The organism is Erwinia sp. 9145 (assembly GCF_000745075.1).
Taxonomy (GTDB): domain Bacteria; phylum Pseudomonadota; class Gammaproteobacteria; order Enterobacterales; family Enterobacteriaceae; genus Erwinia; species Erwinia oleae.
The window spans coordinates 2,055,652-2,077,040 of sequence record NZ_JQNE01000001.1 but is presented as its reverse complement, the minus strand read 5'-3'; the positions used below and the strand labels follow the sequence as shown (position 1 = coordinate 2,077,040).

Here is a 21,389-nt window from a genome sequence, read left to right as displayed (position 1 = left end):
GAAGACGTTTAAGAAAAAACTTAACCCAACCTTACGACGCGATTTATTTTAGTACGCGAAAAAATAAATTATGTGACGGTGCTCAGCTATTTAGACCCTGATCTCGTTGTCAGACGCTATTGCTTAAAAGTGCAGCACGAAATGCACGTATACAAGTGTAAATGTAAGAAAACATTTTGACGCGAGCCTGGACGCTGATTAGAGTAAAGCTCCTTATTCAATACAGGAGTAACGGGCTTCAGCCCCCTCTATGGACCGTCACCGACGCCACTCTCTTTTTTTACCGGCCAGCCCGGTTAGTTCTGTTCCGTCCTTTGACGATACGCTTCACTCCCTCAACGCTTACCCCTGCTGCGCGATCCTGTCTGCGCCGGCAGCCTTTTTTCGGAGTCTGTAATGGAATTTCTCCTGGATCCTTCAATTTGGGTAGGTTTGCTGACGCTGGTTGTGCTCGAAATCGTGCTGGGTATCGACAATCTGGTTTTTATTGCCATTCTTGCGGAAAAACTCCCGCCGAAGCAGCGTGATAAGGCCCGCCTGATTGGTCTCTCACTGGCGCTGATCATGCGCCTGGGCCTGCTGTCGCTTATCTCATGGATGGTCACGCTGACGAAACCGCTGTTCAGCGTGGGCGAATTCAGTTTCTCCGGGCGCGATCTGATCCTGCTGACCGGGGGACTCTTCCTGCTGTTCAAAGCCACCATGGAGCTGCATGAGCGGCTTGAGAACCGGGAAGTCAACGCCGACGGCAACAAGGCCTACGCCAGCTTCTGGGCGGTGGTCACGCAGATCGTGGTACTGGACGCGGTTTTCTCGCTGGATGCGGTGATCACAGCCGTCGGCATGGTGAACAACCTTGCCATCATGATGACGGCGGTGGTGATTGCGATGAGCGTCATGCTGCTGGCCTCAAAACCGCTGACGAACTTTGTTAATGCACATCCAACCGTTGTGGTGCTTTGTCTCAGTTTCCTGCTGATGATTGGGCTGAGTCTGGTTGCGGAAGGCTTTGGCTTCCATATTCCGAAAGGCTACCTCTATGCCGCTATCGGCTTCTCAATTCTGATTGAACTGTTCAACCAGATCGCCCGCCGAAACTTTATGCGGCATCAGGCCAGACGGCCGATGCGCGAGCGCACCGCCGAGGCGATCCTGCGTCTGATGGGCGGTCGTCGCCAGCAGGAGAGCAGCAGCGAAAGCAGCGAAGTGGCAAAAGCGATGCCGCAGGAAGCGTTTAAGGATGAGGAGCGTTACATGATTAACGGCGTGCTCACCCTGGCTTCCCGTTCGGTACGCAGCATCATGACGCCGCGCGGCGAGATCTCCTGGGTCGATGCGATGCGTCCGGTGGATGAAGTTCGGCTTCAGCTTCTTGATACGCCGCACAGCCTGTTCCCGGTTTGCCGCGGCGAGCTGGATGAGATCATTGGCGTGGTGCGGGCGAAAGAGCTGCTGGTCGCGCTGGATCATGGTATCGACGTTGCCACCTTTGCGGCGGCCACGCCGCCAATCATTGTTCCGGAAACGCTTGATCCCATCAACCTGCTGGGAGTGCTGCGCCGCGCCAAAGGCAGTTTTGTGGTGGTGAACAATGAGTTTGGCGTGGTGCAGGGGCTGATCACGCCGCTCGACGTGTTGGAGGCTATTGCGGGAGAATTCCCGGACGAGGACGAAACGCCGGACGTGATCGCCGACGGCGACGGCTGGCTGGTGAAGGGCGGCACCGATCTTCATTCGCTTCAGCAGTTGCTGGATACGCAGGTGCTGGTTAATCGTGAAGACGACCACGCGTCGCTGGCGGGACTGCTGATAGCCCAGAAGGGACAGTTGCCAACGGTCGGCGAAGTGATTGAACTGCCGCCGCTGCGCTTTCAGGTTATTGAAGCAACCGACTATCGCGTTGATCTGGTGCGCGTGACGCGTGCGCGAACGGACAATGATGAGGAAGAGAACCCACAATAAGCCTGCCCGTCTGCCACCGTCTGGTGGCAGACGCTTCATCAGGCGCTGAGTCTCACCTTATGGCTGCTCAGCCAGACGGGAAAATCGCCCAGCGGCATCGGCCGCGCATAGTAATATCCCTGAAGCACATCGACACCTCTTTCCTTCAGATAGGCCGCCTGTTCAGCGGTTTCAACGCCTTCCGCTACCAGACTGATATTCAGCCGCTGCGCCAGTGAAATCACCATATCCGTCACCGTCGCGTTGATGGCGTCGGTGCCAATTGCGGCGGTAAACACCTTATCGATTTTCAGCACATCCGGACTGAGCGTCTTCAGGTAAGACAGTGAGCTATGGCCGGTGCCGAAGTCATCAATAGCCAGCTTCACGCCAATCTGATGCAGCTGTGAAACCACCTGACGATCGACTTCCGGCAGCGCATCCCGCTCGGTCAGTTCGACGATCAACTGCGGCACCGGGCTGGCAGGCCACCAGATATTTTGCAGATCGTTGATAATTTGCCGCTGATGAAACTGGCTTGCCGCCACGTTGATCGCAATATGAAAAGAGGTGCAGGTGGGCAGATCGGGCAGATGCCGCACCACTTCGCTGAGCACAAACCGCGTCAGGGGCGCGATCATATTCTGCCGCTCCGCCAGCGGAATAAAGAGATCAGGCGATATCCACCCGTGGCGCGGATTGTGCCAGCGCAGCAGCAGTTCGATACCGCTACAGTTTCCCGTACGGGAATTAATCAACGGCTGGCAATAAACCATAAATTCCCGCGCGGTGATGCCGTAGCCAATCTGCCAGGAGAGACTCATACGGTTGGCGGTGGCCAGCCAGACAATATACCCCAGCAGCAGGCTCAGCAGGAGCGCCAGCGGCAGCTGCGAGGGCAGTTTTTCCAGCGCCAGCCGCTCCGGTGCAGGACCAAACAGCGTGATGGAGAAGGGATAGCGCAATGACTCCGCCTTGTAACTGACCTCATCCGCAGAGGGCAACGCCGCTTCTATCATTGGATTGCCGTATTCCAGGCTCTTACCACCCACGTTGAGTATTGCACGCTCAACCCACGGCAGCGTGGGTTCGAGCAGGTAGTTGTTCATCATTTCGATATTGATAATCTGGATGATGCCGGCACGATTATCGGTATCGTTTGGCGTCCACAGCAGCAGAATGGGCGAGCCTTTAAGCAAATGATCGTCGGTACTGAGTATCATGCGCTGGTTGTTCACCGCCAGTTCAGGCCAGGTTGCACTGAAGGAGGTATGACTGTCGCCGAAGATGCTTGAGCAGTAAAGAGTGTCGCGGTCAACCACGATAATCGACCGCACGGTTTGTAAACTGGCGAGCTTTTCAATCAGTTGCGAACGTATCTGCTCGCACGGCAACCCCACCAGCCCTAACGTGTTATTGGCGGCAATATCCAGCGGAGAAAACAGGCGGTCAAAACGCTGAATAGCATTGCCCGCAAATGTTTTCGACTGCTGCTCAATGCGACTTTTCTCTTCCATGAAACGAATAAAAAGCGTAAAGATGAGCACCAATGCGGCAACGACCACAGCGATGAATAACCGCTTGCGGCGAAACTGTCCGAAAACCTCATGGGACATATGCATCAGTAACCACCCTCTACTCGGACACGCACACATAAGACCGGATATCTGTTATCGGCAGTTTACCCGGTAAGTTTAGTGAGTGAACATGAAATACAGTGGTTAATAAATCAGCGGCTTAACAGGCCAGGCCGCGATCGGAATACATCAGTCGCACTGTACCTTGATAGCCAGCCCGCCGCGTGAAGTTTCCCGATACTTGGCATTCATATCCTTACCGGTTTCATACATGGTTTCGATAACCTTATCGAGCGAAACCCGGGCCTCGCTGGTACGACGAAGCGCCATACGCGCGGCGTTGATCGCTTTAACAGCGGCAATGGCGTTCCGCTCAATGCAGGGCACCTGCACCTGTCCTGCGACCGGATCGCAGGTCAGACCGAGGTTATGCTCCATGCCAATTTCAGCGGCGACGCACACCTGCTCCGGGCTGGCGCCAAGGAGCTCGGCCAGCCCGGCAGCGGCCATGGAACAGGCCACGCCCACTTCACCCTGGCAGCCGACTTCTGCGCCAGAAATCGAGGCGTTCATTTTATAGAGAATACCCACCGCGCCCGAGGCAAGAAAGTAGCGAATGAAAATATCCGGGCTGACCGACTGGATAAAGTGATCGTAATAGGCCAGCACCGCTGGCACGATGCCGCAGGCGCCGTTGGTCGGTGCCGTTACCACGCGGCCGCCTGCGGCGTTCTCTTCATTCACCGCCAGCGCAAACATATTTACCCAGTCAATCACGTTCATCGGATCGCTCGAAAGCTTATCCGATGACACCAGCAGGCGGCGAAGCGCCGAGGCACGGCGTGGGACGCGTAAAGGGCCAGGCAACACGCCCTCTGTATTCAGCCCGCGATCGATACAGTCGCGCATGCTTTGCCACACGTCGCTAAAGTACTTTTCAATCTCCGCTTTGCTGTGCAGCGCCAGCTCATTTTTCATCACCATGCCGGAAAGCGACAGACCGGTATCGTGACAGTGCGTCAGCATCTCTCTGGCAGAATTGAACGGGTAGGGGACGTCAACGTCGTCCAGCGTGGACTGGCCGAAATGCTCTTCATCAACAATAAATCCGCCGCCGATGGAGTAGTAAGTTTTAGTGAGAAGCGGCGTCTCATGGGCAAAGGCGTGCAGGCGCAGGCCATTTTCATGCAGCGGAAGATTATCGCTACGAAATACCATGCCGCCTTCACGTGGAAATTCCACCTCGTGTTCGCCGTTTGCCAGCAGCAGCCGCTGACGCTGCTCCACATCACGAATAAAAGCGGGAATGCCATCAATGTCTACGTTCTCTGGCGAGGCGCCGGCGAGACCCATAATAATAGCGATATCGGTATGGTGACCCTTGCCGGTCAGCGAGAGTGAACCATAAACGTCAACGGCGATGCGCGTAACGTCTGCCAGTTTTCCACTGTTAACCAGTTCATCAACAAAAAGCTTTCCGGCCTTCATCGGGCCAACCGTATGGGAGCTTGATGGGCCAATGCCGATCTTGAACATGTCAAAAACGCTAATCACATCGCGCTCCTTATAAGATTGCCGGGGCCAAAAATCATCGTATCGTGGCGCACATAGTAATCATCCTGCGTGGGATTGCCGCATGAAAAAAACTAATCGACCACGTGCGAAAAACTTATGGCTGTACAGACGTTAAGGATAGCGGAAAAGCATGATATCAGTGTGACGCAGCGCGCTATTCAGCGACCTGAAGACTCAGTGCGCGAATAATGCCGGCGGTCATTCCCCAGATAAAATAATCTTCATACCAGGAGAGCCAGACACGATGATGGCGATCGCGTCGATAAATATCCAGCGGCTGATAGCGGCCCAGGCGCAGCGCTTCCTCAAGAGGCATCTCAAATATGGACTCCACTTCGTCCTCATTGGGGTGCCAGCGAACGTTGTCCGACACCACGCCCACCACCGGCGTCACCTGGAATCCGGTACTGCTGGTCACCGGCGGCAGCACGCCCACCACACGCACGCTGTGTGGCGGAATGGCGACCTCTTCCTGCGCCTCACGCAGCGCGGTGGCAATCAGCGAGGCGTCTCCGGCATCCATCATGCCGCCGGGAAACGCCACCTGTCCAGCATGCTTGCGCAGCGTTGAAGAACGACGGGTCAGCAGCAGTGAAGGTGTGGCGCGATTAACGACCGGCACCAGCACCGCAGCGCGACGCAGCGGCAGCGACGACGTTGACGGCTGGGGGCATTGCAGCACAAAACGGCTTAAAAACTGTGCCAGCACCGGAGAAAACTCACTCATGAAACGCATCCAGGCAGGGAAGTATTCGGTTAACTTTATCAAACGTTTCCTGATATTCGGCCTGTTCGATGCTGTCTGCGACGATGCCGCCGCCCGCTGAACAGTGAAGGTATCCCTGCCCGGCGATCAGCGTGCGGATAGTGATACTGGTATCCATGGTGCCGCAGGCGCTGATGTAACCGATGCTGCCGCACCAGGCATTACGGCGATGAGGTTCGAGCTGGTCGATAATCTCCATGGCGCGCACCTTTGGCGCGCCGGTAATCGATCCGCCGGGAAAACAGGCGCGAAGCAAATCGCAGGCGTCATGCCCGACGCTGAGACGAGCCGTGACGGTACTGACCAGGTGATGCACCGCCGGGAAAGCCTCAACGGCAAAAAGCTGCGGCACGCGGACGCTGCCCGGCACGGCAACCCGACCTATATCATTACGCATCAAATCGACAATCATCACGTTTTCAGCCCGATCTTTTGGCGAACTGGCCAGTTTTTGCGCCTGAAGACGATCCGCTTCCTCATCATCAAGGCGGGGAAGGGTGCCCTTGATCGGACGCGTTTCAATCGCCGAATCCACTTTCTTCAAAAAGCGTTCAGGCGAGAGACTGAGAATGGCGCTGTCTTCCAGACGCAGAAAAGCGCTGAACGGCGCACGGTTTTGTTCATTCAGCGCCCTGAACGCCTGCCATTCGTCGCCGCTATAGCCTACGCTGAAACGCTGGGCCAGGTTGACCTGGTAGCAATCACCTGCACGAAGCCAGGCCTGAATGCGGCGGAATTTTTCGCCATAGTCTTCTCGCGTCATATTCGATTGCCATGCTCCGGCGAGCCGGAAGGGCGTCCTGGCCGGGGAGCGTTGTGCGGCAAGCCAGTCGAGACGCGCCTGCGCATCGCGATGGGTCACCAGCGTTAAAGTCTGGCGATGATGATCCGCTATCAATGCCCAGTCATAGATGCCCACCGCCAAATCAGGTGTGGTAATATCCGGCTCAGCACAGGCAGGCAACGTTTCGAAACGGCGTCCAAGATCGTAACCAAACAGGCCCAGCGCGCCGCCCTGAAAAGGGAAGTCGGCGTTCTGCGCGGCCTTTAAACCGCTCTCCGCCAGCGCCTTCGACAGTAAACGCAGCGGATCGTCTTCGCTGACGGTCACCGCGCTGCCGCGCACCGTGTGCGTTAACGTCCCTCGCGTGGTGAGCGTGATAAGCGGATCGGCCACCATGATGTCAAAGCGATTGTCGCTGTGATCGGCAAAACCAGAGTGCAGCAGCATTGCCCAGGGCCTGTCGGCCACGGCGGAAAAATATTCAGTGAGCGCGTCAGGGGCGTAGTCGAGCGGAAAAAAAACAGGCGGCATAGACAGATATTCAGCAGTTTCGGATCGCAACAGGATGCAAGCCTGCCATATTTTAACGCGGAAGGCATCCGTTTGTTCAGCGTCAACACCAGACAGGAGCGAAAATGATTACAGGTCTACCGGCACTTTCACATGAGCAGCAGCAGCAGGCCGTTGAGCGCATTCATCAACTCATGTCCGAAGGGATGAGCAGCGGCCAGGCGATTCAACTGGTCGCCGCAGAGATCCGCGAAACGCATACCGGCGACATGATCGCCGCCAGATTTGAAGAAGAAGACGACGACGAGTAATACCGGGTCGACGAGGTCAGGGCGGGCGGCATCGCCCGCACTTATTTTGCCGCGATGATTTTAATTTCGACGCGATATTTCGGATTCATCAGGCCGGCCTGCACCGTGCAGCGAACCGGCGCATTACCGGGAGAAACCCAGGCATCCCAGGCACGATTCATCGCCTGAAAATCTTCTTTGTGCACCAGAAAAATCGTTGCATCAAGAATGCGGCTTTTGTCTGACCCCAGACGGCTGAGAATATTGTCAATCACCGCCAGCGCATTGGTCGTTTGCGCTTCGGCATCCTCATCCAGGTTTTCAGGTACGCTGGTGTAATAAATCGTGTCGTTATGAATGACGGCTTCAGACATGCGGTGTTCCGGATCGATACGTTCGACGGTCATTATTTTTCCTTACGGGTAATCGGTTTGCCGCAAGCCTGGCATATTTCCGGGGGCGATGTCATCTGAAGGATGGCATGACAACACGCAAGATTGACCGTTGGCATTGGCTTGCGCCGCCCTTATATCTGAGGGAATCCACTTTTTTCCGGCAGGTGACTCATGAAAAAGCAGCTTCTCATCCTTATTGTTGTGGCACTGACGGGCTGTTCATCAGCCGGGCCGGAGAAGGAAGCGCCCGGCTATGCCGCGCACTCGATAAAGTCGGCCTATGAATTTAACAAATGCCTCGCGCCTCAGTGGCTGGCACTGAACCCGGCATATGCCAGCGTGGCGGGTGCAAAGGGTTACCGGATTACCACGACGGGCGCTGTTGATTCCGTTGCAACCATTGAGATGGCCAGCGACGGCGGCGCGGACGTCAAAATATATACCGCATCGAAGGACCCGCGCGATCGCTGGATAGCCTCTGCGCGATCCTGTATGTAACGAACGCGGGCTTATACAAACCAGGCAAATACTGACATAATTACAGTACTTTTTTTTAAAACGGTGAGGGCGTGTGGCGGACGATTTTGCAGCAGAGGGCGCGCTGGCGCAGGCCATTCCGGGCTTCAGGCCGCGCGAACCCCAGCGTCAAATGGCTGAGGCAGTCACGAATGCTATTGCTAATAAGCGTGAGCTGGTGGTTGAGGCGGGAACCGGAACGGGTAAAACCTACGCGTATCTGGCGCCCGCGCTGCGTTCCGGCAAAAAGGTGATTATTTCCACCGGTTCTAAAGCGCTTCAGGATCAGCTCTACAGCCGGGATCTTCCCACCGTCGCCCGCGCGTTGAAGTACAAAGGTGCGCTGGCCCTGCTGAAAGGGCGCTCGAATTACCTTTGTCTGGAGCGCCTTGAGCAGCAGTCAATGGCGGGCGGAGAGCTGGCTGCGCAGGCGATGAGCGATCTGGTCCATCTGCGCGGCTGGTCGTCTGAAACCATTGACGGCGACATCAGCACCTGCGGCGGCGTGGCGGAGGACAGTCCGGTCTGGCCGCTGGTCACCAGTACCAATGACAACTGTCTGGGCAGCGACTGCCCGCTCTATCAGGACTGTTTTGTGGTGAAGGCGCGACGAAAAGCGATGGATGCCGACATTATTGTGGTGAACCATCACCTGTTTCTCGCTGATATGGTGGTGAAAGAGAGCGGCTTTGCTGAGCTGATCCCGGATGCGGACGTGATGATTTTTGACGAAGCGCATCAGGTGCCGGATATCGCCAGCCAGTACTTCGGCCAGCAGCTCTCCAGCAAACAGCTTCTCGATCTGGCAAAAGATATTTCAATCGCGTACCGCACCGAAGTCCGCGACGCACAGCAGCTACAGAAGTCTGCCGACCGTCTGGCGCAGAGCGCGCAGGACTTTCGCCTTTCGCTGGGCGATCCGGGTTTTCGTGGCAACCTGCGCGATCTGCTCAGCAACGCGCAGGTGCTGCGCTCGTTGACGTTATTGGATGATGCGCTTGAGCTTTGTTATGACGTGGCGAAAATGTCGCTGGGGCGCTCGGCGCTGCTGGATGCCGCTTTTGAACGCGCCGCGCTCTATCGCGGCAGGCTCAAGCGTCTGAAGGATGTGTCGCAGCCCGGCTTCAGCTACTGGTACGAATGCAACTCCCGCCACTTTGTGCTGGCGTTCACGCCGCTGTCGGTGTCGGATCGTTTCCGCGAGGTGATGGACGAGCGCCCGGCGAGCTGGATATTCACCTCCGCGACGCTGGCGGTGAACGAGCAGATGACCCACTTTGTCGAGCGGCTTGGCGTCACCAACGCCGATACGCTGATACTCAACAGCCCGTTTGATTTCGCCCGGCAGGCGCTGCTCTGCGTGCCGCGTAACTTGCCGTCGCCGAATCAGCCCGGCGGCGCACGACAGATGGCGCGTATGCTGCTGCCGCTGATTGAAGCCAACAACGGGCGCTGCTTTTTTCTCTGTACCTCGCACCAGATGATGCGCGGTCTTGCCGAACAGTTCCGGGCGATGACGACCTTGCCGGTATTGTTGCAGGGCGAAACCAGCAAGGGTCAGCTCCTGAAGCAGTTCATTTCTGCCGGTAATGCGCTGTTGGTGGCGACCAGCAGCTTTTGGGAAGGCGTGGACGTGCGCGGCGATGTGTTGTCACTGGTGATCATTGATAAGTTGCCGTTCACCTCGCCCGACGATCCACTGTTAAAAGCCCGCATGGAGGATTGCCGGATACGTGGCGGCGATCCGTTTGACGAGGTGCAGCTCCCGGACGCGGTTATCACGCTTAAACAGGGCGTGGGCCGCCTGATCCGCGATACAGACGATCGCGGCGTGCTGGTGATTTGCGATAACCGGCTGGTGATGCGGCCTTACGGCGCGGTGTTCCTTAACAGCCTGCCGCCGACGCCGCGCACGCGGGATATTGCGCAGGCGGTCGCCTTTCTTCAACCTGAGAAGCAACGGTAATTTTGCGCGCAGTATGCTATGCTGCGCGCCGAAAATTTTCTCCCGCCTGAGGTGAGTATGTCGACGCGAATTTTAGCTATTGATACGGCCACGGAAGCCTGTTCGGTGGCGCTGCTGAATGATGAAAAGATAACGGCCCATTTCGAACTTTGCGCCCGTGAGCACACGCAGCGCATCCTTCCGATGGTACAGACGATCCTTTCTGAAGGGCAAACAACGCTGACCGATCTCAACGCGCTGGCGTTTGGAAAAGGGCCGGGCAGCTTTACCGGCGTGCGCATCGGTATTGGTATTGCACAGGGTCTGGCGCTGGGTGCTGATTTACCGATGATTGGCGTCTCGACGCTGCAAACCATGGCTGAAGGCGCATGGCGCACGCTCGGGGCGCAACGGGTGCTGGCCGCCATTGATGCGCGCATGGGGGAAGTTTACTGGGCGGAATATCAGCGCGACGCGCAGGGCGTCTGGCAGGGTGACAGCAGCGAAGCCGTACTGACGCCGGAAGCGGCTCAGCAGCGAATGGCGCAGCTCGGCGGTGAGTGGGCCACGGTCGGCACCGGCTGGCAAGCCTGGCCACAGCTGGCCATGCAGAGTCACCTCACGCTTACCGCCACCGACATTGCCTTACCGCATGCGGAGGATATGCTGCCGCTCGCCGTGATGGCGCTTCAGCAACATCGCGCCGTTGCGGTTGAACACGCCGAGCCCACTTATCTGCGCAATGAGGTCGCCTGGAAAAAACTGCCCGGTCGCGAATAGCAGGCAACTATTCGCCGTGCCCGAAGTCTAATTTTCAGGCTGTATTCATGGAGTGGGTTATGCGTAAAAAAGCAATATTGCAGTTGGGCCGGGTGCTGTTGGCCGTTGCGCTGGTGTCCGGCTGCGTCAGCGTGCCGGATTCGGTGAAAGGACATTCGGAGATGCCTCAGCAGGACCTGGCGCGGGTGCTTAACGCGCCGCAGCTCTACGTCGGGCAGGAGTCTCGCTTTGGCGGCAAAGTGGTGAAGGTCAGTAATAAAAGCGGCATGACGCGGCTGGAAATTGCCGCTATGCGGCTTGATGATACCGCCCGGCCTGTGCTTGGCAGCGCGTCAATCGGCCGCATTTATGCGGACATCAACGGCTTTGTCGATCCCATCGACTTCACTAATCAGATGGTGACTGTGGTCGGGCCGATTAAAGGCACAGAGAAAGGGGAAATCGGCCAGGCAGCATATAACTTTGTCACCGTGAACGTGACCGGTTATCAGCGCTGGCACATGACGCAGCAGCTGGTTTCGCCGCCGCAGCCGCTCGATCCGTGGATTTGGTACGGCCCGCCGCACGGGCGCCATCGCGGCGGTTATTGGGGCCCGCCGCCGTTCGGGTTCTACAATCAGGGGCCAGCGCAGGTGCAGACCATTCTGACCGAATAAACAGACAGACGATAACGCTTATGACCCGACGGCTGTTTCTCTGCCGCCGGGTCTTTTTTTATCACGACCCGTTGAACGGGATTTTTAGTGATGGGCTTCGCAACCTGAATACGGCGGCATTTTTTAACTGGTACGCTGAGTTAAAATAATGTTAACAAACGCGATGGGTGAAGCCAATGACAACAATAAATAGTTTCCGAGGTGCTTCCTTGAAAAAGGTTTGGTTAAACCGTTATCCCGCCGATGTGCCGGCTGAGATCAGTTCCGATCGCTACACATCGCTCATCGATCTCTTTGAGCAGGCAGCACATCGCTACGCGGATCGCCCGGCGTTCATCAATATGGGTCAGGCCATGACCTATCGCAAACTGGAAGAGCGCAGCCGGGCATTTGCCGCCTGGCTCCAGGAAGGGCTGGGTCTGAAAGCAGGCGATCGCGTTGCGCTGATGATGCCGAATCTGTTGCAGTACCCGATTGCGCTGTTCGGCATCCTGCGCGCCGGGATGGTGGTGGTTAATGTCAATCCCCTTTATACGCCGCGTGAGCTGGAGCATCAGCTCAACGACAGCGGCGCAAGCGCCATCGTTATCGTCTCCAATTTTGCCCATACGCTGGAAAAAGTGGTGGCGAAAACGCAGGTGAAGCATGTGATGCTGACGCGCCTGGGCGACCAGCTCTCTCCCGCCAAAGGAACATTGATTAATTTTGTCGTCAAGTACATCAAGCGTCTGGTGCCGAAATACCATCTGCCGGGTGCCATTTCGTTTCGCAGCGCGCTACAAAAAGGCTACCGCATGCAGTACGTGCGGCCTGAAACCACCAATGACGATCTCGCTTTCCTGCAATATACCGGCGGGACGACGGGCGTGGCGAAAGGTGCGATGCTCACCCACCGCAACATGCAGGCCAATCTTGAGCAAACCAAAGCCACCTACGGCTCGCTGCTCAAGGAAGGCAAAGAAACTGTGGTGACGGCGCTGCCGCTGTATCATATTTTTGCGCTGACGGTAAACTGCCTGCTGTTTATCGATCTTGGCGGCACCAACCTGCTGATTACGAATCCTCGTGATATTCCGGGCCTGGTGAAAGAGCTGAGTAAAGTCCGCTTCACCGCCATTACCGGCGTCAATACACTTTTTAATGCGCTGCTGAACGACAGCGAGTTCAACAAACTGGACTTCTCGAGCCTCAGTTTATCGGCAGGCGGCGGCATGGCGGTACATAAGGCCGTGGCGGAACGCTGGGAAAAACTCACCGGCCACTATCTGCTGGAGGGCTACGGCCTGACCGAATGCGCGCCGCTGGTTTCAGTCAACCCCTATGATATTCGCTACCACAGCGGCAGCATTGGCCTGCCGGTGCCGTCAACGGATATCCGGCTGGTGGATGACGCAGGAAATGAGGTCGGCGAGGGCGAGCCTGGCGAACTGTGCATTAAAGGCCCGCAGGTGATGCGCGGCTACTGGCAGCGACCGGACGCGACGGCTGAAGTACTGCAAGATGGCTGGCTGCACAGCGGCGATATTGTGACCGTGGATAGCGAAGGCTTTATTCGCATTGTCGATCGTAAAAAAGATATGATCCTGGTCTCCGGTTTTAACGTTTACCCCAACGAAATCGAAGACGTGCTGATGATGCACCCGAAAGTGCGGGAAGCGGCCGCCATCGGCGTGCCTGATGATATTGCCGGGGAAACGGTAAAAGCGTGCGTGGTCAGAAAAGATCCGTCGCTCACTAAAGAAGAGCTGACAGCCCATTGTAAAAAGCATCTGACAGGCTACAAAGTGCCGAAAATAGTTGAATTTCGCGAAGATCTGCCGAAAACTAACGTGGGCAAAATCCTGCGTCGCGAACTCCGTGACGAGGCAACCAATGCGACCAGGAGCCCCTGAACACGGTATACTGCCTGCAACTTTTTTCAGAGCGCCGGTGACCCCGGCGTTTTTATTGTCACCGAAACGGTTTTTTTGTTGCGGTAAGAGGATTTTTTTTGAATTACACCATGATAACCACCAACGAGGCGCTGGCTGAGCTGTGCCTGCGCGCGCGTACGTTTTCTGCGCTGGCGCTGGATACCGAATTTGTGCGTACCCGTACCTATTATCCTCAACTGGGGTTGATCCAGCTTTATGACGGCGAAAACATCGCGCTGATCGATCCGTTGCCCATTACCGACTGGGCGCCTTTTCGCGCGCTGCTGCTGGATGAGCAGGTTATAAAATTTCTGCACGCCGGTAGCGAAGATCTGGAAGTTTTTCTGCATGAATATGGCGTGATGCCAACGCCGATGATTGATACACAGATCCTCGCGGCCTTTACCGGACGCCCGCTCTCCTGTGGTTTTGCAACCATTGTGGCGTCGTTTACCGGTATTGCGCTGGATAAAAGCGAGTCCCGCACCGACTGGCTGGCGCGTCCGCTGACCGAACGCCAGTGTGAGTACGCGGCGGCAGACGTTTACTATTTGCTGCCTGTTGCCCACAAACTGATGGCGGAAGCGGAAGAGAGCGGCAAACTCGCCGCCGCACTGAATGAGTGCGCGCTGCTGTGTCAGCGTCGCCGCACGGTGGTCGCGCCGTCTGAAGCCTGGCGCGACATTACCAACGCATGGCAGCTACGGCCGCGACAGCTGGCTGCGCTGAAGCTGCTGGCTGAGTGGCGACTGACGCTGGCGCGTGAAAAAGACATGGCGGTAAATTTTGTCGTACGCGAAGAAAATTTGTGGAAGGTGGCGCGTTTTATGCCAGGTTCACTGGCAGAGCTGGATCAGTTAGGGCTGAACGGGCAGGAGATCCGCTTCCACGGCAGAGAGTTGGTCAACAGGGTTGAGCAGGCCAATGCGCTTGATGAGAGTGAACTGCCGGAGCCGCTGCGGAATCTGATCGATCATCCCGAGTATAAAAACGCTTTCAAAGCGCTGAAGGCGGTGGTTGCCAGCGCAGCGGAGCGGCATGGCGTCAGTCAGGAATTACTGGCTTCCCGTCGGCAGATTAATCAGCTATTAAACTGGCACTGGAATATAAAACCCCGTAGCACCACGCCGGAACTGATTGATGGCTGGCGTGGAGAGCTACTTCACGCGGGTATCAGTGACGTGCTTAACACGATCTGAAGCGCATGCTGACGATTTCCCCTGCGAAGGCAGGGGAAATTCAGCGGCGGCAGACGATCATTTTGGCGTTTCGTCCGTCTCTGGCAAGGTTACGTTCAGTTCCAGAATCGAGATATCATCATCTTTCTGATCAAGCTTAACGCTCAGCATCTCAGGATCGATCTTCACGTATTTACAGATAACTTCCAGAATGTCCCTTTTCAGCTGCGGCAGGTAATGAGGTTCGCTGTCACCCCGTCTGCGCTCCGCAACGATGATTTGCAGCCGTTCCTTGGCAATATTGGCTGTGCTCTTTTTACGGGATAAAAAGAAGTCGAGTAAGGCCATGTCTTATCCCCCAAACAGGCGTTTCAGAAAACCCTTCTTCTCTTCTTCAATGAAGCGGAAGGGACGATCCTCGCCGAGTATACGGTCTACCGTATCGGCATAGGCTTTACCCGCATCGGAGCTGAGATCCAGAATAACCGGCTCGCCCTGGTTGGACGCGCGCAGTACCGACTGATCTTCAGGAATCACACCCGCCAGAGGAATGCGCAGGATCTCCAACACGTCTTCCATGCTCAGCATATCGCCACGATTTACGCGGCCGGGATTGTAGCGGGTCAGCAGCAGATGCTCTTTTATCGGGTCCTGACCGTTTTCCGCGCGGCGCGATTTTGAAGAAAGAATACCCAGGATGCGGTCGGAATCGCGAACGGAGGAGACTTCCGGGTTGGTGGTAATAATCGCTTCATCAGCAAAATAGAGCGCCATCAGCGCGCCGGTTTCAATCCCCGCCGGCGAATCACAAACGATAAAATCGAAAGCCTTCTCACCCAGATCGTTCAATACTTTTTCCACGCCTTCACGGGTAAGCGCATCTTTATCGCGCGTTTGCGAGGCAGGGAGAATGAAGAGGTTTTCAGTACGCTTGTCTTTGATTAATGCCTGATTGAGCGTGGCATCGCCCTGAATTACGTTAACAAAATCGTAGACGACGCGGCGCTCACAGCCCATGATCAAATCAAGATTACGCAGGCCAATATCGAAGTCGATCACTACGGTTTTCTTACCTTTCTGGGCTAAACCGGTAGCGATGGCCGCGCTGGACGTGGTCTTGCCAACGCCTCCTTTACCCGAAGTAACAACAATAATGCGTGCCATATAAGGATTTCCTTAGAAATAGAAAGGCTCGTGAGCCCGGCTTAATTCAGTGTCTGTATCGTCAATGCGCCGTCTTTCAGATAAAGACGCGACGCTTTTGCGAAAAATTCAGCAGGGATCTGATCCATAATCCAGTACTGTCCGGCTATCGAAACCAATTCTGCTGACAAGCTGGTACAAAAAATCTGGCAGTCTGCGTCGCCGCTGGCGCCGGCCAGGGCGCGGCCGCGCATCATGCCGTAAATATGGATGTTGCCATCAGCAATCAGTTCCGCCCCGGCGCTGACGCTGTTGGTGACGATAAGATCGCTGTTTTTCGCGTAGATTTGCTGGCCTGAACGCACCGGCGTATCAATCACGCGGGTTTTTGCCGCCGGCGTCGCCACCGGTTGAGCAGGCGCTGGCTCAACGCTGCTTTTCTGATCTCTACCCGAAGACAGAACAGGCAGGCCCGCACGGATCACCGTGCGCTTCAGCACATCATCTTTACACCCGCTCACGCCAACGATGTGCAGACCGGTTGAGTCAATGGCGTGCTGCATACGCGGCCAGTCGACATCGCGCGTTAATGAAGCGATATTCAACACCACAGGAGCGTTTTTCAGAAAGGCGGGCGCCTGATTGATCTTATCCTGAAGCGCCTGATGTACCACATCAGGATCGGCGTGGTGCAAATGAACAACTGACAGCGTAAAACTGCTGCCTTTTAACTCGATTGGCGTTTGTGGCATTTGCCCGGCCCAGTCCTGTAATCTCTGTCCCGACTAAATTATGTCTGTGTTACCGACATTTACCGCGGCAGGACAATATTCCGAAGTTCAGCAAGCATGTTATAGTTACTGTTATATTCAGGCAAGTCACCTTCCAGGTAATTTCGGGTTAAATATATGTTTTGTGTGATCTACAGAAGTCCCTTACGCGACCAGACTTATCTCTACGTCGAAAAAAAAGACGATTTTTCCCGCGTGCCCGAGGCGCTGTTGAAAGGGTTTGGCAGGCCACAGCTGGCCATGCTGCTGCCGCTTGACGGCAGTAAGCGGTTAGTTAACGCGGAGTTGAGTAAGGTAAAAAATGCCCTTAAAGAAGAGGGGTATTACCTGCAAATGCCGCCACCGGTTGAAAGCCTGCTTAAAAGCCATCTCGACCAGGTAAAAAATAGTAATTAAGAGATATCTGCACGCTATTTTATCGTCGCCGAATGCACGCGCAGAGATATATATGCGGCGGCGCTCACCTGAAAAGGATGAACGCATGAAACTGACCTTTCTCACGACCTTTATTCTTACCGTTGCGCTGACCGGATGCGCCGGCAAAAACCATGCGGCACCCGCATCGCAAAGCAGCGGCGCTTTTCTTACGCCGCCTGAGAAAACCACGCTGGCCAGCGAAGGGCGCGATCCGGCTGAATTCCCGGCTTATGTGGAAAAACTGAAAGCGCAGGCACGCCAGCAGGGGATCGATGAATCAACGCTTGCGGTCGCCTTTGCTAATGTCCACTTTGTTGACCATGTCATTGCGTCCGATCGTAATCAGCCCGAGAAAAAAATCACCCTGAGCGACTATCTGGCGCGCGTCATGCCGGAAGCAAAAGTGCAGCAGGGACGGGAAAACCTGCAAAATTATCGCGCGCAGCTTGAGCCGGTCAGCCAGCGTTACGGCGTGCAGCCGCAGTACATTGTGGCGCTGTGGGCCATGGAGAGTAACTTCGGTAAAATCCAGGGCAAAGAAGATATCGTTTCGGCACTCGCTACCCTCGCTTTCGAAGGCCGCCGCGAGGCGTTTTTCACCAAAGAGCTTTACGCTGCGCTCCGGATTGTCCAGCAGCAGCATATCACCGCTGACGAACTGAAAGGCTCGTGGGCTGGCGCAATGGGACAAAGCCAGTTTATGCCCAGTTCATTCGTGCGCTACGGCGCAGACGGCGATGGCGACGGCAAAATTGATATCTGGAACAGTACCGATGACGTGTTCGCCTCCACCGCCAACTACCTGTCGAAAGAGGGCTGGAAAGCCGGACAGAGCTGGGGAAGAGAGGCTATTCTGCCGCTTGATTTCGTGCCGGAAATGGCAGGGTTGAAAGATTCTCAGGCCAAAAGCGTCGGCGAGTGGCAGCGACTGGGCGTGCGTTTCACCAGCGATGCCTCGCTGCCGGATAACGCCCAGCGCGCCTGGATCATCACCCCGGACGACGCGCCCGGAAAAGCGTTTCTGGTGTATGACAATTTCCGCACCATTATGCACTGGAACCGCTCAACCTATTTTGCTCTCAGCATCGGCATGATGGCCGATGCGATCTCGCAGTAACGACCATCACGGGTCGTTTCCATCAACACAGTCAGGGGAAGAATATGTATCAACATCACAACTGGCAGGGCGCACTGCTAGATTACCCGGTAAGTAAAGTGGTTTGCGTGGGCAGCAACTATGCAAAACACATTAAAGAGATGGGCAGCGCAACGCCGGATGAGCCGGTTATTTTTATCAAGCCGGAAACGGCGATTTGCGATATCCGCCAGCCGCTGTCCATTCCGAAAGGTTTTGGCGCCGTACATCATGAAATTGAACTGGCGGTACTGATTGGTTCAACGCTGAAGCAGGCTTCCGAAGAGCATGTGGCAAAAGCGATTGCCGGTTATGGCATTGCGCTCGATCTCACGCTGCGCGATATGCAGGCGGGCTTTAAAAAAGCGGGGCAGCCGTGGGAAAAAGCCAAAGGTTTTGATAACTCCTGTCCGCTGTCCGGCTTTATCCCGGTGGGGGAATTCAATGCCGATCCGCAGGACGTTGAGCTAAAATTACTGGTGAACGGTGAGGTTCGGCAGCAGGGCAATACCAGCGATATGATCCATAAAATTCTGCCGCTGATTGCCTATATGAGCCGCTTTTTCACCCTGCGCGCCGGTGATGTCATTCTGACCGGTACGCCTGAAGGCGTCGGCCCGATGAACTCAGGCGACAAACTGGAAGCCTCGCTGGGCGGCCACGGCATTGCCACGCGCGTGCTGTAAAACTTGCATCTGAAGCCCGAACTGTTTATAAGGTGCGGGCTTTTATTCAATCAGGACGCGAACATGACCGAGACCCCTTTCTGGCAACAAAAAACGCTGGAGCAGATGAGCGATGAGGAATGGGAATCCCTTTGTGATGGATGCGGACAGTGCTGTCTGAACAAGTTACAGGATGCGGACACGGATGAAATCTACTTCACCAATGTCGCCTGTAACCAGCTGAATCTGAAAACCTGTCAGTGCCGCAACTATGAACGCCGCTTCGAATACGAAGAGGACTGTATCAAGCTGACACGAGAGAACCTGCCAACATTTTCCTGGCTGCCGCCTACCTGCGCCTATCGCCTGCTGGCGGAAGGAAAAAACCTGCCCGCATGGCATCCGTTGCGCGCCGGTTCCAAATCTGCCATGCACGCCGAACGCATTTCGGTCCGTCATATCGCCGTTCGCGAAAGCGAAGTGCGCGACTGGGAAGATCACATCATTAATCGCCCGTATTAAAAAAAACCGCACGCTCTTTTGAGGTGCGGTTTTATCTCATCAGGATTGCGGCTGTCCAACAGGACCGCTGCCGCCCGGCGCGCCAGGAGGCTGCTGACCGCCGGGCGGTGCCGGTGGCGGACTGTGCGTGTCGTCGTTATTTCCCCAGTAAGCGCAGCCGGTGAGGGCGGCAGAAGAGAAAGCCAGAACCAGCGCTAACGCAATATGTTTCATGGTATTCCTTTTTGTGGCGTCGGAGTCCTTAAAGCGTAGTTGGCTGCGCCAGGTCTTTCAAATGGCTTACGTTTTTTAAGGGGAATGATGTAAAAAGGCCCGCCGGAGCGGGCCAGGAAACAGGCGTCAGCGTGAGAAGAGATCGCGCCGCTTCGGGCGGAAGGCCTGAGCGATAAGCACCAGCGCGGCCACCAGCAGATAAGCGGCAAAGATGCCCACCAGCCACTGTGGCATCTCAAGCGTAAACAGAGACCACTGCTTTTCTGCGCAGTCGCCGCTGGCGACGAACACCGCAGGCAGCCACTTGTCCAGCGGCAGCCATGTTGGAAAGCGCGCCGCAAAGTCGCAGGTGACAAACGGATTGGGATGAAGCTGGATCATAGTGTGCTCCCACGACAGACGCAGTCCCTCCCAGGCGCTGTATAACCAGATCGCTATGGCGACCCAGCGCAGCGGCGTTCTGGGCGCAATCGCACCGACCACGCCCGCGCCCATCACGCCAAACAGCGCGCAGCGCTCGTAAATGCACAATACGCAGGGCTTTAACAACATCACGTGCTGAAACCACAGCGCGACCATTTCCAGTGCAAACGCCGTCAGCGCCAGCAGCAGCCACGCGCCGCGACCGCGGGAACAGGTATTCAGATATCTCAACATAATCAATCCATGTAACAGCTTTCGAAACGGCAGTGTAAACGAAAAGTGGATGCGTGCCAGTCATGAAAAGAAAATTTAGCGAGGACAATGACCCAGATAAAAGAAAGTGTGAATAATCTGCGTCATCAAAAACCCGTCAGACGTGCGTTTACATTTGCGTGATTTGCGGCCTTGACCACTTTTTAGCGCGCTGGCGGTCTAGGTGATGTTCAGGGCGTCTGGTATGATGAGCTCAATTTTTTGTCGTCCTGAAGCAATGGAAACAAAACGCTATGGTCATCAAGGCGCAGAGCCCAGCGGGATTCGCTGAAGAATACATTATTGAAAGTATCTGGAACAGCCGTTTTCCACCAGGTTCCATCCTTCCGGCAGAGCGTGAGCTCTCAGAGCTGATCGGCGTGACCCGCACCACGCTGCGCGAAGTGCTCCAGCGCCTGGCGCGCGATGGCTGGCTGACGATTCAGCACGGCAAACCAACGCGGGTGAATAATTTTTGGGAAACCTCCGGCCTCAATATTCTGGAAACGCTGGCGCGCCTGGATCACGACAGCGTACCGCAGCTCATTGATAATCTGCTGTCGGTGCGCACCAATATTTCGTCGATTTTTATTCGCCGCGCGATCCGCATCCATCCGGAGAAAGCAAAAGAAGTGCTGGAGATGGCGAAAAGCGTGGAAGACGGCGCAGAAGCGTTTACTGAGCTGGACTACAACATTTTCCGCGGGCTGGCATTTGCCTCCGGCAATCCTATTTACGGACTGATCCTGAACGGGCTGAAAGGCCTGTATACGCGCGTCGGCCGTCACTATTTCTCCAATCCGGAAGCGCGCAAGCTGGCGGCAGATTTTTACCAACAGCTGTTAGTGATACTGCACGATCGCCACTTCGATAAGATCGTCGACGCGGTGCGCGACTATGGCCGCCGTAGCGGTGAACTGTGGCACGCAATGCAGAACAGTATGCCCACCGAACTGACCCCGCAGCGCCGATAAAAAAAAGCCGGTTCTGAAGAACCGGCCG

The 21,389-nt window shown here is 55.8% G+C and carries 23 protein-coding genes; 13 read left to right on the top strand and 10 right to left on the bottom strand.

Going from position 1 to position 21,389, the window contains the following annotated elements:
• Positions 1 to 396 precede the first annotated feature (396 nt).
• Positions 397 to 1,962, top strand: a complete 1,566-nt coding sequence (locus FA91_RS10080) for a TerC family protein (RefSeq protein ID WP_034915304.1) — start codon at positions 397 to 399, stop codon at positions 1,960 to 1,962.
• A gap of 38 nt (positions 1,963 to 2,000) precedes the next feature.
• On the opposite strand, the gene FA91_RS10075 is transcribed toward FA91_RS10080, so the two are convergent.
• The 4 genes from FA91_RS10075 to pabB all read right to left on the bottom strand — a co-directional run bounded on the left by FA91_RS10075 (position 2,001) and on the right by pabB (position 7,174).
• Positions 2,001 to 3,563, bottom strand: coding sequence for a cyclic diguanylate phosphodiesterase (locus FA91_RS10075; protein ID WP_034915302.1), 1,563 nt, complete (start codon positions 3,561 to 3,563; stop codon positions 2,001 to 2,003).
• A 144-nt stretch (positions 3,564 to 3,707) separates the two neighbouring features.
• The gene (locus tag FA91_RS10070; protein ID WP_034915301.1) at positions 3,708 to 5,072 is read right to left on the bottom strand and encodes an L-serine ammonia-lyase; all 1,365 of its coding nucleotides are present in this window, start codon (positions 5,070 to 5,072) and stop codon (positions 3,708 to 3,710) included.
• Positions 5,073 to 5,247: 175 nt separating this feature from the next.
• Positions 5,248 to 5,820, bottom strand: coding sequence for a CoA pyrophosphatase (locus tag FA91_RS10065; RefSeq protein ID WP_034915298.1), 573 nt, complete (start codon positions 5,818 to 5,820; stop codon positions 5,248 to 5,250).
• Positions 5,813 to 7,174, bottom strand: coding sequence for an aminodeoxychorismate synthase component 1 (gene pabB, locus FA91_RS10060; protein WP_034915296.1), 1,362 nt, complete (start codon positions 7,172 to 7,174; stop codon positions 5,813 to 5,815). Before pabB ends, FA91_RS10065 begins: the two co-directional genes overlap by 8 nt.
• A 104-nt stretch (positions 7,175 to 7,278) precedes the next feature.
• Between pabB and FA91_RS10055 the strand changes: the two genes are divergently transcribed.
• Positions 7,279 to 7,464 carry a YoaH family protein gene (locus tag FA91_RS10055; RefSeq protein ID WP_034915293.1) on the top strand — a complete coding sequence of 62 codons (186 nt, stop codon included), beginning with the start codon at positions 7,279 to 7,281 and terminating at the stop codon, positions 7,462 to 7,464.
• Positions 7,465 to 7,505: 41 nt separating this feature from the next.
• Here the strand turns inward: FA91_RS10055 and FA91_RS10050 are convergent, their stop codons facing one another.
• Positions 7,506 to 7,850, bottom strand: coding sequence for a RidA family protein (locus FA91_RS10050; protein ID WP_034915290.1), 345 nt, complete (start codon positions 7,848 to 7,850; stop codon positions 7,506 to 7,508).
• Positions 7,851 to 8,009: 159 nt separating this feature from the next.
• Here FA91_RS10050 and FA91_RS10045 point away from each other — a divergent pair, with 159 nt between their 5' ends.
• From FA91_RS10045 to rnd, 6 genes are all read left to right on the top strand, one after another.
• Positions 8,010 to 8,336 (top strand): hypothetical protein, encoded by a 327-nt coding sequence (locus FA91_RS10045; protein WP_034915287.1) that lies wholly within the window; start codon positions 8,010 to 8,012, stop codon positions 8,334 to 8,336.
• 73 nt (positions 8,337 to 8,409) lie between these two features.
• Positions 8,410 to 10,320 (top strand): ATP-dependent DNA helicase, encoded by a 1,911-nt coding sequence (locus FA91_RS10040; RefSeq protein ID WP_034915284.1) that lies wholly within the window; start codon positions 8,410 to 8,412, stop codon positions 10,318 to 10,320.
• Between the two features lie 57 nt (positions 10,321 to 10,377).
• On the top strand, positions 10,378 to 11,079 hold the full coding sequence (tsaB, locus tag FA91_RS10035; protein ID WP_034944804.1) for a tRNA (adenosine(37)-N6)-threonylcarbamoyltransferase complex dimerization subunit type 1 TsaB: 702 nt from the start codon (positions 10,378 to 10,380) through the stop codon (positions 11,077 to 11,079).
• Between the two features lie 59 nt (positions 11,080 to 11,138).
• Positions 11,139 to 11,735, top strand: a complete 597-nt coding sequence (locus FA91_RS10030) for a Slp family lipoprotein (protein ID WP_034915280.1) — start codon at positions 11,139 to 11,141, stop codon at positions 11,733 to 11,735.
• Between the two features lie 209 nt (positions 11,736 to 11,944).
• A complete protein-coding gene (gene fadD / locus FA91_RS10025; RefSeq protein WP_156103073.1) occupies positions 11,945 to 13,627 on the top strand; it encodes a long-chain-fatty-acid--CoA ligase FadD in 1,683 nt (560 codons plus the stop codon).
• A gap of 110 nt (positions 13,628 to 13,737) precedes the next feature.
• Complete coding sequence (gene rnd / locus FA91_RS10020) at positions 13,738 to 14,847, top strand: ribonuclease D (RefSeq protein ID WP_034919194.1); 1,110 nt, start codon at positions 13,738 to 13,740, stop codon at positions 14,845 to 14,847.
• A gap of 57 nt (positions 14,848 to 14,904) precedes the next feature.
• Here rnd and minE read toward each other — a convergent pair whose 3' ends face one another.
• Genes minE through minC form a run of 3 tightly spaced genes read right to left on the bottom strand, consistent with a single transcriptional unit; the run spans position 14,905 to position 16,721 of the window.
• A complete protein-coding gene (gene minE, locus FA91_RS10015) occupies positions 14,905 to 15,174 on the bottom strand; it encodes a cell division topological specificity factor MinE (protein WP_034915272.1) in 270 nt (89 codons plus the stop codon).
• A 3-nt stretch (positions 15,175 to 15,177) separates the two neighbouring features.
• Entirely contained in the window at positions 15,178 to 15,990 is an 813-nt protein-coding gene (gene minD, locus FA91_RS10010; RefSeq protein ID WP_034915270.1) for a septum site-determining protein MinD, read from the bottom strand.
• A gap of 41 nt (positions 15,991 to 16,031) precedes the next feature.
• Complete coding sequence (gene minC / locus FA91_RS10005; RefSeq protein ID WP_034915268.1) at positions 16,032 to 16,721, bottom strand: septum site-determining protein MinC; 690 nt, start codon at positions 16,719 to 16,721, stop codon at positions 16,032 to 16,034.
• Positions 16,722 to 16,877: 156 nt separating this feature from the next.
• On the opposite strand from minC, the gene FA91_RS10000 reads away from it, so the two are divergent.
• The 4 genes from FA91_RS10000 to FA91_RS09985 all read left to right on the top strand — a co-directional run bounded on the left by FA91_RS10000 (position 16,878) and on the right by FA91_RS09985 (position 19,499).
• Positions 16,878 to 17,156 carry a YcgL domain-containing protein gene (locus FA91_RS10000; RefSeq protein ID WP_034915266.1) on the top strand — a complete coding sequence of 93 codons (279 nt, stop codon included), beginning with the start codon at positions 16,878 to 16,880 and terminating at the stop codon, positions 17,154 to 17,156.
• Positions 17,157 to 17,241: 85 nt separating this feature from the next.
• Positions 17,242 to 18,294, top strand: coding sequence for a lytic murein transglycosylase (locus FA91_RS09995; protein ID WP_034915262.1), 1,053 nt, complete (start codon positions 17,242 to 17,244; stop codon positions 18,292 to 18,294).
• A gap of 44 nt (positions 18,295 to 18,338) precedes the next feature.
• Positions 18,339 to 18,998 (top strand): fumarylacetoacetate hydrolase family protein, encoded by a 660-nt coding sequence (locus tag FA91_RS09990; protein ID WP_034915259.1) that lies wholly within the window; start codon positions 18,339 to 18,341, stop codon positions 18,996 to 18,998.
• A 63-nt stretch (positions 18,999 to 19,061) separates the two neighbouring features.
• The gene (locus FA91_RS09985) at positions 19,062 to 19,499 is read left to right on the top strand and encodes a YcgN family cysteine cluster protein (protein WP_034915256.1); all 438 of its coding nucleotides are present in this window, start codon (positions 19,062 to 19,064) and stop codon (positions 19,497 to 19,499) included.
• 39 nt (positions 19,500 to 19,538) lie between these two features.
• On the opposite strand, the gene FA91_RS21020 is transcribed toward FA91_RS09985, so the two are convergent.
• Positions 19,539 to 19,712 carry a hypothetical protein gene (locus FA91_RS21020; protein WP_156103072.1) on the bottom strand — a complete coding sequence of 58 codons (174 nt, stop codon included), beginning with the start codon at positions 19,710 to 19,712 and terminating at the stop codon, positions 19,539 to 19,541.
• A gap of 126 nt (positions 19,713 to 19,838) precedes the next feature.
• On the bottom strand, positions 19,839 to 20,369 hold the full coding sequence (dsbB, locus tag FA91_RS09980) for a disulfide bond formation protein DsbB (protein WP_034915254.1): 531 nt from the start codon (positions 20,367 to 20,369) through the stop codon (positions 19,839 to 19,841).
• Between the two features lie 272 nt (positions 20,370 to 20,641).
• Here dsbB and fadR point away from each other — a divergent pair, with 272 nt between their 5' ends.
• On the top strand, positions 20,642 to 21,361 hold the full coding sequence (gene fadR, locus FA91_RS09975; protein ID WP_034915253.1) for a fatty acid metabolism transcriptional regulator FadR: 720 nt from the start codon (positions 20,642 to 20,644) through the stop codon (positions 21,359 to 21,361).
• Positions 21,362 to 21,389 lie beyond the last annotated feature (28 nt).

Coding starts and splice junctions, on each gene's coding strand:
- FA91_RS10080 (WP_034915304.1), top strand. CDS start 397: ATGGAATTTCTCCTGGATCCTTCAATTTGGGTAGGTTTGCTGACGCTG.
- FA91_RS10075 (WP_034915302.1), bottom strand. CDS start 3,563: ATGCATATGTCCCATGAGGTTTTCGGACAGTTTCGCCGCAAGCGGTTA.
- FA91_RS10065 (WP_034915298.1), bottom strand. CDS start 5,820: ATGAGTGAGTTTTCTCCGGTGCTGGCACAGTTTTTAAGCCGTTTTGTG.
- pabB (WP_034915296.1), bottom strand. CDS start 7,174: ATGCCGCCTGTTTTTTTTCCGCTCGACTACGCCCCTGACGCGCTCACT.
- FA91_RS10055 (WP_034915293.1), top strand. CDS start 7,279: ATGATTACAGGTCTACCGGCACTTTCACATGAGCAGCAGCAGCAGGCC.
- FA91_RS10050 (WP_034915290.1), bottom strand. CDS start 7,850: ATGACCGTCGAACGTATCGATCCGGAACACCGCATGTCTGAAGCCGTC.
- FA91_RS10045 (WP_034915287.1), top strand. CDS start 8,010: ATGAAAAAGCAGCTTCTCATCCTTATTGTTGTGGCACTGACGGGCTGT.
- tsaB (WP_034944804.1), top strand. CDS start 10,378: ATGTCGACGCGAATTTTAGCTATTGATACGGCCACGGAAGCCTGTTCG.
- FA91_RS10030 (WP_034915280.1), top strand. CDS start 11,139: ATGCGTAAAAAAGCAATATTGCAGTTGGGCCGGGTGCTGTTGGCCGTT.
- rnd (WP_034919194.1), top strand. CDS start 13,738: ATGATAACCACCAACGAGGCGCTGGCTGAGCTGTGCCTGCGCGCGCGT.
- minE (WP_034915272.1), bottom strand. CDS start 15,174: ATGGCCTTACTCGACTTCTTTTTATCCCGTAAAAAGAGCACAGCCAAT.
- minD (WP_034915270.1), bottom strand. CDS start 15,990: ATGGCACGCATTATTGTTGTTACTTCGGGTAAAGGAGGCGTTGGCAAG.
- minC (WP_034915268.1), bottom strand. CDS start 16,721: ATGCCACAAACGCCAATCGAGTTAAAAGGCAGCAGTTTTACGCTGTCA.
- FA91_RS10000 (WP_034915266.1), top strand. CDS start 16,878: ATGTTTTGTGTGATCTACAGAAGTCCCTTACGCGACCAGACTTATCTC.
- FA91_RS09995 (WP_034915262.1), top strand. CDS start 17,242: ATGAAACTGACCTTTCTCACGACCTTTATTCTTACCGTTGCGCTGACC.
- FA91_RS09990 (WP_034915259.1), top strand. CDS start 18,339: ATGTATCAACATCACAACTGGCAGGGCGCACTGCTAGATTACCCGGTA.
- FA91_RS09985 (WP_034915256.1), top strand. CDS start 19,062: ATGACCGAGACCCCTTTCTGGCAACAAAAAACGCTGGAGCAGATGAGC.
- FA91_RS21020 (WP_156103072.1), bottom strand. CDS start 19,712: ATGAAACATATTGCGTTAGCGCTGGTTCTGGCTTTCTCTTCTGCCGCC.
- dsbB (WP_034915254.1), bottom strand. CDS start 20,369: ATGTTGAGATATCTGAATACCTGTTCCCGCGGTCGCGGCGCGTGGCTG.
- fadR (WP_034915253.1), top strand. CDS start 20,642: ATGGTCATCAAGGCGCAGAGCCCAGCGGGATTCGCTGAAGAATACATT.